This is a genomic window from Synergistales bacterium, assembly GCA_021736445.1.
Lineage (GTDB): Bacteria > Synergistota > Synergistia > Synergistales > Aminiphilaceae > JAIPGA01.
Window position 1 is genome coordinate 1 of the sequence record JAIPGA010000088.1, and the last position, 10087, is coordinate 10087.

Annotated in this window: 10 protein-coding genes; 6 read left to right on the forward strand and 4 right to left on the reverse strand. The window is 59.6% G+C overall.

What is annotated here, in order from left to right; translation table 11 throughout:
• The 4 genes from K9L28_10465 to K9L28_10480 all read right to left on the reverse strand — a co-directional run.
• Positions 1-1465: PAS domain S-box protein (locus K9L28_10465; protein ID MCF7936750.1), on the reverse strand; the 1465-nt coding region annotated here is incomplete at its 3' end.
• Positions 1462-1644 (reverse strand): hypothetical protein, encoded by a 183-nt coding sequence (locus K9L28_10470; GenBank protein ID MCF7936751.1) that lies wholly within the window; start codon positions 1642-1644, stop codon positions 1462-1464. The genes K9L28_10470 and K9L28_10465, both read right to left, overlap by 4 nt.
• Positions 1645-1646: 2 nt before the next feature.
• Positions 1647-2666 carry a uroporphyrinogen decarboxylase family protein gene (locus tag K9L28_10475; protein MCF7936752.1) on the reverse strand — a complete coding sequence of 340 codons (1020 nt, stop codon included), beginning with the start codon at positions 2664-2666 and terminating at the stop codon, positions 1647-1649.
• On the reverse strand, positions 2663-3355 hold the full coding sequence (locus tag K9L28_10480; protein MCF7936753.1) for a cobalamin-dependent protein: 693 nt from the start codon (positions 3353-3355) through the stop codon (positions 2663-2665). The genes K9L28_10475 and K9L28_10480 overlap by 4 nt, the downstream gene beginning before the upstream one ends.
• A 425-nt stretch (positions 3356-3780) precedes the next feature.
• On the opposite strand from K9L28_10480, the gene K9L28_10485 reads away from it, so the two are divergent.
• The 6 genes from K9L28_10485 to K9L28_10510 all read left to right on the forward strand — a co-directional run bounded on the left by K9L28_10485 (position 3781) and on the right by K9L28_10510 (position 9850).
• The gene (locus K9L28_10485) at positions 3781-5187 is read left to right on the forward strand and encodes an FAD-dependent oxidoreductase (protein MCF7936754.1); all 1407 of its coding nucleotides are present in this window, start codon (positions 3781-3783) and stop codon (positions 5185-5187) included.
• Between the two features lie 279 nt (positions 5188-5466).
• Positions 5467-6114, forward strand: a complete 648-nt coding sequence (locus K9L28_10490) for a GntR family transcriptional regulator (protein MCF7936755.1) — start codon at positions 5467-5469, stop codon at positions 6112-6114.
• A 50-nt stretch (positions 6115-6164) separates the two neighbouring features.
• Positions 6165-7169 carry a DctP family TRAP transporter solute-binding subunit gene (locus tag K9L28_10495; protein ID MCF7936756.1) on the forward strand — a complete coding sequence of 335 codons (1005 nt, stop codon included), beginning with the start codon at positions 6165-6167 and terminating at the stop codon, positions 7167-7169.
• A 65-nt stretch (positions 7170-7234) separates the two neighbouring features.
• Positions 7235-7732, forward strand: coding sequence for a TRAP transporter small permease (locus K9L28_10500; protein ID MCF7936757.1), 498 nt, complete (start codon positions 7235-7237; stop codon positions 7730-7732).
• A complete protein-coding gene (locus tag K9L28_10505) occupies positions 7732-9012 on the forward strand; it encodes a TRAP transporter large permease (protein MCF7936758.1) in 1281 nt (426 codons plus the stop codon). The genes K9L28_10500 and K9L28_10505 overlap by 1 nt, the downstream gene beginning before the upstream one ends.
• 127 nt (positions 9013-9139) lie before the next feature.
• Positions 9140-9850, forward strand: a complete 711-nt coding sequence (locus K9L28_10510; protein ID MCF7936759.1) for an MBL fold metallo-hydrolase — start codon at positions 9140-9142, stop codon at positions 9848-9850.
• The last annotated feature ends 237 nt before the right edge of the window (positions 9851-10087 follow it).

The window sequence follows — 10087 nt, forward strand, 5'->3', positions numbered from 1 at the left end:
CTCCCGCCTCGTACCGGCGGGCGTCGGTAATCCCCCGCTTCTGGATGGAGGAGGCCATGATGTTGACCGCGTCGTCCATGACGGCACAGAGATCGATCTCCGTGCGGCGTTCCGCCGCGCCGCCCCGGGTGTACTGCCGCTGCAGGGTCAGGATGTCGGAGATATGGGTGACGATGCTCTGGATCCGGTCGGTGGCGGCCCGCTGGTGCCGGGCGCGTTCGTCCAGCCGGGTAATCAGCTCGGCCACATAGTCGCAGAGGGCCCGGCCCTTCCCCGTCCCCAGCGCGGCATCCACGGCATCGGCCCTGGCGTCCAGCAGTCCCTGCAGCCGCTTGAGACCGTCGATCTCCGGCCAGTGCTCGGCGTTGCGGTACTCCACCAGCGTGGCCCCCATGCCGGCCACGGCGTTGCCGATATCGTGGAGCACTCCACTGGCGATCTCGATCTTCCCCGCCTGCCGGGCCTCCTTGACCGAAGCGCGGCGGATCTGTTCGTTCCGTGCAGCCAGGGCCCGCTCGGCCTCCTTGCGTTCGGTGATGTCCTCCAGCACCTCGATGGCGGCGGTCACCTTCCCTTCGCCATCGGTGATCGGCGAGGAGAGCAGATGGAAGGTACGTGTCCTTCCGTCCACGACGACCGTCCGTTCCCCCCGGTGGTGGCCGCCGTCGGCCAGCGTACGCGAGACCGGGCATCCCTCGGAAGGACAGTCCAGCGGCGGATTGTGGAGCGTGGCGTAGCAAAAGGGATACCCACTGCAGGCCTCACTGGAAAACCACCGCCGGAGCACCGGGTTGGCATGGACAATGCGGAAGGCCGGGTCGATCATCACCACGCCCACCGAGAGGCTCTCGTTCAGTGTCCGGAAGCGCTCCTCGCTCTCCCTGAGCACCGCCTCGGCCCGCTCCCGCTCGGCGATCTCGCCGGTGAGCCGTTCGTTCTTCTGCCGGAGCTCGGCGGTACGCCGCTCCACCAGCGACTCCAGATACTCCTGATACCGGCGCAATGCCTCGTCGGCCCTGCGACGCTCCAGGGCGATCTCCACCAGCCCCGCCACGGCCAGCAGCAGATTCAGCCGCTCCCGGGAGGGCCACTGCTCCGGCGGATAGCCCACCAGCAGAACCAGCCGCACCTGCCCCTCCTCCTGGAGAGGCAGGAGAACAGCCACATCCGCCGGGCCTTCCCGGATATCCAGAAACCCACTCTCCAGCACGCCTTCGGCGGCCCGACGGAGCGGCTCCGGCACCCCCTCTTCACGGAAAAAGGCCACCGACTCCGAAGCGTATCGACACTCCAGCAACCCGCGGTGGTCGTATCCGGCGAAGGCCGTCCAGACCGCGCCGTGGAAACGGGCCATCACGCCGGCGATCACCTCGCAGAGATCCTGCTGCAGAGAGCTCCCCGCGATATACTGGGCTGTCCGGACCAGTGCGGTGAAGGCCTCCGCACCCACCTCCGTTCCGCTCATGGTGCGTCCATTCCCCGCAGATAGAGGTGATCCCGGGAATCCCCCCAGGCCGCCGGGTTGGCCAGCCGGGACCGCTGGAGCAGACTCGCGGTGTCCTTCAGGACCCTCCGGAGACTCCGCCCCAGGGCGTACCACACCCCATGGCGTCCCCCTTCCGCAACAACCGTCAGATGCAGCACCGCTACAGACTCCCGCCGGACAGCACCGCCCCGGTCATCGCCGAGACGTTCCCGGGAGGCGCCTGGGGCGGCACCTCGCAACCCGAAGAGAGGATGAACCCGTCCCGTCCGGCGAAGAGAGCGAGCAGCCTGTCCGCAGCCGCCCGGATCTCCCGGGGCGTCGCCGTCACGAAGTCCAGCGGCTTGATGTTGCCGTCCACACAGAGGTCCAGCTCCATGGCCAGCACATCCTCCGGGGCGACACAGTAGTCCAGGTTGCCGATATCGGCACCGCAGCCGCGGTAGAGAGGCAGGATGGACTCCACCGGACCGGCGGTGTTGAACCACAGCGCCGCGGAACCGGCCTTGCGGAAGGCCTCGCCGAGGGCACGCAGACGGGGGCACTCGAACTCCCGGAAGAACTGAGCCGGCACCACCTCCGGCGACGCCGACGGATTGAACAGCATGATGCCGTGGGCCCCGGCATCCAGCAGCGCCAGCCCGAACCGGCGCACCGTCTCCGCGGCGAGGGCATGCAGTTGCTCGAAACGCTCCGGTTCGTCCATAACCAAATAGAGGGCGGCCTCCAGCCCCATCAGCTGGGATGCCAGTGTCAGCGGACCCGCTATGCAGCCGATTACCGGGACCTCGTCGCCCAGTTCGCGCCGCAGGATCGACGCGGCCCGCAGCAGCTCCGGCATCCGCCCCGAGGAGCGGGGATCCGGCGGTTCCAGAACGTCAAGCTGCTCGGGGGCCTGCACCGCGTAGCGTTCCACCGTAGGGTATTCCCCCCTGCGGTAGCGCAGTGTGGACCCCGTCGCCTCTGTCTCCACACCCAGGTCCATAGCGGCGAAGACCGCATCGTGACCGTAGTACTCCTGCGCCCGCATCTGCCCCTCGGCGATCGCCTCCCCGCTGGTGATGTATGCTTCCAGCGGCATCCCATTCATCACGCCCGCCTGTCCGAAGACCTGGGGCACCACCGGCGTCCGGTCGGCAGGCTCCAGGCGGACGGCCGCCAGGACACGCTCCATGGCGTTCACGACACCGCCCCCTCGTCCAGTTTTTCCAGATAGGCCGCCCCTTCAAAGACCGACTGGGCCACATAGTCCACGTCCAGCTGCTCCGGTGTGAGCTGTTTCAGCGCCGCCCCGCCGGCAAGAACCCAGGTACCGGCAAGCGCGCTGTCCCGCTCCACCAGAGCCGGGCGAACGGCGCGCACCTGGGGGATAATCGTGGAGATCAGGCCGCTGATACCCACCGCCAGCGGACGGTGCTCCGCCACCGCCGCCACCAGCCGGTCCATCGGGCAGTCCTTTCCGCAATCCACCACCGTAAACCCCTTGGCGGTGAGGACCATACGGAGGATATTCTTGCCCAGGTCGTGGACATCGCCCTCCAGCGAAGCCAGCACAACACTCCGATTCCGCCAGGCGGCGGGCGCCGCCTCGTCGGGGTAGAGCGCCTTCATCACCGCCATCATCGCCCTGCCGGCGAGCATGATCTCCAGCAGGTTGAACTGTTCCAGCGTGCACTTGGCATCCAGCCGCTCCATGGCGGTTTCGATTCCCTCGACGATAATGCTCCGGTATGAAAAGCCGTCGGCGAGCAGAGCCTCCGCAGAGGCTACGGAGGCCGCCGCGTCTCCCTCCAGCAGCCGTTCCACCAGCTCTTGCGTTCTGTCCCCTCCGTCTGCCATGTCCTCGTCGCCCGCCTCTCTTCGGACAGCCATAGGTCACCGTCGCCCATGGAAACATTTTCTCCACATCTTTACTGCAAATAGCTAAAGCATTTGATGTTCTCATTCTACGCAAAGAGGTAAGGCAGTGCAAACCGCCATCCGCCGGAGGGAGGGGCTTTCCTGAAAATGTTACACCTTCGTTATCCGCCCTGCCTCACAGACAGGGCGGTACCAGGCACAAGACCCCCATAAGCCGCCCTGGAGGGCTCCGTGGCAAACAGACCGCCGCAACCTGTCGTCACAACAAGCCTGGGGACCGGCAATGCCGACGGCGTCCTCCTTCGGATTTCCCCGATCCTCTTCAGGAGCGCAATGGGATTTTCGGAAAACTATGGTAGCAATGTGAACATTATGGTAGAATACGCAAGGCCACATGTGAACACTGTAACTATACCTGAGAGGAGCGGATTTGGAGGATGGAAGTCAAAGTGGACGGCATCAAGTCGAGCTACGACGCAGTCATTGTCGGTAAGAGCGCCGGGGGGCTCACGGCAGCCACGGCAGCCAAGAGGATCTACCCGGAAAAGGAGATCCTGGTGATCGACAACCAGCAGATCTCCATGATCCCCTGCGGGATCCCCTACATCTTCGGGACCCTGGCCACCATCGACGACAACCGACTGCCGTCGGAGAAGATGCTGGACGGGGCGGGTGTGGACCTGCTGATCGACGAGGTGACCGAGATCGGCGCGGACTGCAAGAGCGTCTTCACCAGGGGCGGCAACTCGATCACCTACGACAAGCTGCTGCTGGCCACGGGCTCGCGCCCCACACGGCCGAAGGTGAAAGGCTGCCATCTGGAGAACGTCTTCACCGTTCCCAAGACCTATGACTACCTCAAAGAGATGCGCTCCAAGCTCGACGACGTGCAGGATGTGACGATCGTCGGCGCCGGTTTCATCGCCCTGGAGGTGGCCGACGAGATCCGCAAGATGGGCAAGAACGTCACCGTCCTCTACCGCAGCCGTGTGCTCCGCAAGAGCTTCGATCCCGAGTTCGGCGATATGGTGAAGGAAAAGCTGGAGAATGCGGGCATCAAGATGGTCCACGACAAGCTGGTAGAGCTGAAAGGAACCGAGAAGGTCAGCGGCGTGGTGCTGGAAGAGCTGAAAGGAACCGAGAAGGTCAGCGGCGTGGTGCTGGAAGAGGGCGGGGAGATCAAATCCGACATGGTGGTATTCTCCATCGGCTACCAGCCCAACGACAGCCTGGCCGTGGACGCCGGCCTGGAGGTCACCAAAAACGGCATCCGCACCGACGAATACATGCGCACCTCCCAGCCGGACATCCTGGCCATCGGGGACTGCGCCGAACCGCGGGACTTCTTCACCGGCAAAGCCAGCGGCCAGATGCTGGCCTCCACGGCCACCTTCGAAGGCCGCGTGGCGGGGGCCAACATGTTCCAGATCAAGCTGGTGAAAGAGAGCAAGCGGAACATCGGGATCTACTCCACCGACATGGCCGGCATTGCCCTCGGCGTGGCGGGCCTCACCGAGACAGCCGCCACCGCAGAGGGCTTCGAGATCGTCACCGGGGTCTTCAGCGGCGCCGACCGGCACCCCGGCAAGTTCGAGGACACCTCCACCATCCACCTGAAGCTGATCTTCTCCAGGGACCGCGGCGCCATCCTCGGCGCGGAGCTCGCCGGCGGCAAGAGCGTCGGCGAGATGACCAACATCCTGGGGCTGGCCATCCAGAAGCGCCTCACCGCCTCGGAGATCTACACCGTCCAGTTCGGCACCCACCCCCACCTGACGGCCTCGCCGGCGGCCTACCAGATCGTCAAGGCCGCCGAGGACGCCCTGGCCAAACTCAAAAACTAGCCTCCATCGCAAGGGAAAAACCAACGTCACGGGGCCGGGCGCTTGTTGCGCCCGGCCCGCTTTTCGTATGTACCCTTCCTTCCCACTGCAGGACGCAGCTTTCGCTTGCCAGATATCCGGGAGGAGAGGGTGCTCTGAGCGTACCGTTCCAGCAGAATAAAAAAGTAAAAACCCGAGAGGGGTATTGCGGAAATGTTCAGAATAGCGTATGCTCTGGCCGATGTTCCACCGATATATCGGTTGGATCTCGGATAACCCACCTTCAAAAGGAATGTGTCTATGGCCCCGAAAACCGAACAAGCCTACAACACCATCAAAAGAGAGATCATCACCGGAAGGCTTACGAATAATTCGACGATTTCCGTGAACGCGATTGCGAAACGTCTTGGGATGAGCAAGACACCGGTGCGGGATGCCTTTAAAGAGCTGGAATCGCAGGGCTTTGTGCGTATCTTCCCCAATCAGGGGATTGTGATCCAGGAGCTTACGGTGATGGAAGCGACGCAGATGTACGAACTCCGTATTGCTCTTGAGAGCTATCTCTTGAAACAGATCGTCCCCATACTGACGGAACAGCACCTGGACAGACTGCGGGAACTGCTTTCGCTCCAGGAAGCGGCCATGAAGCGGAATGATCCCTATGAGTTCATGCAGTATGACAACCAACAACACCTCTTTTTACATGAGATTTATTACAACCCCATGATCTTCGATGTTATCAGTCGACTGATTGACCGCATCTTTTATGGAGGTGTTCAGGCGCTCAGCCTCCCCGGAAGGATGGAGGCCACATTGCACGAACATACATCCATTGTAGAGGCGCTTGAAGCACGCAACCTGGAAAAGACCATCAGGGCTTTGGAGTATCACTTCAGTCGGGGACTTTCATCGACCACCACGTCCCTTGAGAGGTATCTACAGGGGTAATCAATCTCCTGCTGGTTACGCGATACAAATCTGTTCAGGGAGGTCATGTTATGCGAAGGAAAGTGGGCGTTCTGTGTCTGACGGGGATTCTTGCTGTTGGTTTTATGATGTTCTTTGGGGCAACAAATCAGGTGTCCGCGGCTGAAAAGGTTCGGTTTGGGATTGCTGTTTCCGAGAAATCCACGTGGTATGAAGGCGCCCAGAGGTTCGCGGAGCTGATCCACGAAAGGACCGACGGGAAGTACGAGGTCGAGCTGTATCCCAGTGACCAGCTCGCCGCAGGCAACATCATCAAAGGCCTGGAAATGCTCAGGATGGGTGGAACGGATATCGATATGCGATCCACCATCATCTACACGACGGTGGATCCCAAGTTTACCGTTCCCCTCATGCCGTGGCTTGTTCCCTCCTATGAGCAGGCGGACAAGGCGATGAACGGCAAAGGCGGGGCGATGCTCTTCGATCTCGTCAAGGCCAATGGTATCCAGCCCCTGGCCTTTGGTGAGTCGGGATTCAGGCAGCTGACGAACAACGTGCATCCCATCAAAGAGCCTGCCGATCTCGAGGGGTTGAAGATCAGGGTTCCCACTATCAAGATGTTCATCAGTCTTTTTAAAGCCCTCGACGCCGATCCCACCTCGATCAACTTTGGGGAACTCTTTGCTGCCCTGCAGCAGGGGACGGCTGACGGCCAGGAGAATCCCCCGGATGTCATCGCTTCCGCGAGGGTGCAGGAAGTCCAGAAGTACATGTCTCTGTGGAATGCCTCCTATGATCCGATCATCATGGGTGCGAGCACAAGATTCTGGTCCCAGCTTGATGCTGATGAACAAAAGATTTTCATGGGCGCGGCGAAGGAAGCAATGGATTACCAGAAGCAGCTTTCCAGAGAGAAGAATGCAGAGCTGATCGAGGAATTCCAGAACGATATGGAAGTGACGAAGCTGACTGCGGAGCAGATCCAGGCGTTCAAGGACGCGGCACAGCCTGTATATGACGAATACGAAGATATCATTGGCATGCAGCTTCTGGGAGCATTTGGCTACACGAAATAGCTCAGCGTTATTTCGGACGGGGGAGTGATATCCCCCGTTCATTTTTTGTGTTTGGGGGAAGTGTTTTGAGACTTATTGATTACCTTGAAGAGCTTTTGGTAGTGACTAGTCTCTTGGTAATGGTTATTGTCAATTTTGGTAACGTTATCTCCAGATACTTGATACATGCATCCTGGTCTTTTTCGGAAGAGATTATGGTAATTCTTTTCGTTTACAATAGTTTTCTGGGTGCGTCGATCGCATATAAGCGGGGAGCTCACCTTGGTTTTACAGCGCTTACGGACTTGTTGCCGGTCTCGTTGCGGCGCAAGGTTGTTGTGCTGATCGGGATGCTGACAGTGGCCCTGATGGCTGTGCTTTCCAAAGCCGGTTATGAGATGGTGCAAAGCCAGATGATGTTCAATCAGAGAACCCCCGCACTAGGACTGCCGGAATGGCTTGCCGGTGCTTCGGTTCCCTTAGGCGCGCTCCTGATTATACTGCGTGTGATCCAGTCAACGATCATCGAGCTCAGACTCTTGCAGGTTGAATCCTTTGAAGGCGAGCAGGGGGGAGATGCGTGATGGCCTGGATTCTGTTCGGTATCTTTGCGTTGGCTCTTCTGCTGGGTGTGCCAATCTCTATTGCTCTTGGCGTTTCGGCCATTACTTCGCTGATTTTGTTCGGTTTCCCTCTATCGATGTTTCCCGCGGTGATGTATGCCTCGCTGGGGAAGTTTACGTTGCTGGCGATTCCCTTCTTTGTCCTTGCCGGTGTGATCATGGAATATGCGGGGATTTCGAAGCGTCTTGTAGCCTTTGCCAATGTCATGATGGGGCATGTGACTGGTGGCCTGGCTGTTGTGACGGTTGTTGTCTCCTGCTTTTTTGCCGCCATCTCCGGTTCCGGTCCGGCGACGGTTGCCGCGATTGGGGCGATATTGATGCCCGCCATGGTTGAGGCAGGGTATGATAGAGGGTTTGCCTCGGCATTGACGGCGGCTTCCGGCAGTGTGGGGATTGTGATTCCTCCCAGCATTGCCTTTGTCGTCTTCGGGGTGCTGGCGGAGGTGTCGATCGGCAAGCTCTTTATGGCCGGTATTGTCCCGGGGGTCATCCTGGGGATCTCCCTGATTGTTGTCAGTCTCTTGCTGCTGAAGAGAAACAGCGGCTCCCTGAAGAAGGGCCGGCGGCACACCTGGGGGGAGCGGTGTCATGCTTTCAAGGATGCGATATGGGGGCTTCTGGCCCCGATTATCATCCTTGGGGGTATCTACGGTGGCATTGTGACGCCTACGGAAGCGGCGGGGATCGCGGTGGTCTACGGGTTTTTCGTGGGTTTTTTCGTCTATCGGGAGATCAGGATCAAGGATCTCTGGCGCCTCCTCGTTGATGCTTCGGTGGGCTCCGCGGTTGTGATGTTTATCATCGCCTTTGCCAGCGTATTCGCCTGGCTGTTGACGACAGGTCAGATCGCCAGCTCCATTGCGGAGAACATGCTTGGTCTGACAGACAATAAGTATGTGTTGTTGTTTTTCATGAACGTCATCTTCCTTGTTGCGGGGTGTTTCATTGACGCGGCATCGGCCTTTTTCATCTTTGTTCCGATTATGCTTCCCGTGATCCATCACATCGGTGTCGATCCGGTGGTGTTTGGCGTTTTCATGACCATGAACCTGGCGATCGGCATGGCAACCCCTCCCATAGGACTGGATATCTTTATGGCATCGAATATCGGGAAGGTCCCGTTGAAGGTGATCTCCATAAAAGTGATTCCCTTTGTGTTGGCCAGCCTGGTTGCGCTTGCCTGTGTCACCTACATACCCCAGCTTTCCCTGTGGTTCCCGCATCTGTTGGGGATGTAGCGATGATCCCGGAGAGGAGAGATTGATGAAGCTAACGGTGGTTGTTGAGAATTTTGCGGAAACCCCTCGTGTTGTCGCTGAATACGGATTGAGCATACACCTGCAGGATGGCGACACGCAGGTTCTTATGGACACAGGACAGGGTAGGGCGTTGATGCCCAATATGGATGTACTGGGGATCAGACCGGAAACCATCGATCATCTTGTGTTGAGCCACGGTCACTTTGACCATACGGGAGGTATGGAGGCGTTTCTCCTGCGCTCCGGCAATATCCCCCTGTGGGCCCATGAGGATCTTGAAATGCCGCATACCCGCCTGCGGAACGGCGAGCCATGTTTCATCGGCTGCCACATCAACAGTGATGCACTGGAGATGAACACCGTGCGGGGACTGACACAGGTCACCGAAAATATCTGGGCGCTGGAGATTCCTGTGGAACACCGCGATATGGCGTTTGTCAGCCGTACGGATCATCTGGTTGTTCCCGATGGGGATTCCTGGAAGCCCGATCTCTTCCCCGACGATCTCTCCCTGGTTGTGAAGGGGGACAGAGGTATCAGCGTCGTGCTGGGCTGTGCGCATGCTGGTGTGGTGAATATCCTTGAAGAAGTGGCGAGATATTTCGACACCAGGAGGTTTCACACGGTGGTCGGCGGGATGCATCTTGCCGGTCAGACTGAGGAATTTGTTTCCCAGGTGACTGGGGCGTTGACTTCCCGGTTTGCGGTGGAACAGTGGAGGCCCTGCCACTGTACGGGGTTTAAAGCCGCCTGTGTCCTTTCCGGTAAAGCAGGGGACCTGTCGTGGGCGGGTGCCGGGACACGGCACGAGCTCTGAAACAGAGAGCCGGTATGGACAAAAGTGGAGTTCGGGGGATCCGGACGACGAGGTTTCCGTTGCTGAGTGGATGACGTATGATAAGATATGCTTCTTTGAAGTGGGAACGCAGTGCATGCTGGCGATCGGAAGGCGGTGCCCGCCGGATTGTCTCTGCAATCCTTGACGAGGCCGGCACAGGTTATGCTGTGGAGATCATGCCAGGGTAGCACCAATGCCACTGAGAACATGAGGGGC

Bases quoted from the DNA above. Each gene is read 5' to 3' on its own strand.
- K9L28_10510 (MCF7936759.1), top strand. From the start codon at position 9,140: ATGGACACAGGACAGGGTAGGGCGTTGATGCCCAATATGGATGTACTG.
- K9L28_10505 (MCF7936758.1), top strand. From the start codon at position 7,732: ATGGCCTGGATTCTGTTCGGTATCTTTGCGTTGGCTCTTCTGCTGGGT.
- K9L28_10490 (MCF7936755.1), top strand. From the start codon at position 5,467: ATGGCCCCGAAAACCGAACAAGCCTACAACACCATCAAAAGAGAGATC.
- K9L28_10485 (MCF7936754.1), top strand. From the start codon at position 3,781: ATGGAAGTCAAAGTGGACGGCATCAAGTCGAGCTACGACGCAGTCATT.
- K9L28_10480 (MCF7936753.1), bottom strand. From the start codon at position 3,355: ATGGCTGTCCGAAGAGAGGCGGGCGACGAGGACATGGCAGACGGAGGG.
- K9L28_10495 (MCF7936756.1), top strand. From the start codon at position 6,165: ATGCGAAGGAAAGTGGGCGTTCTGTGTCTGACGGGGATTCTTGCTGTT.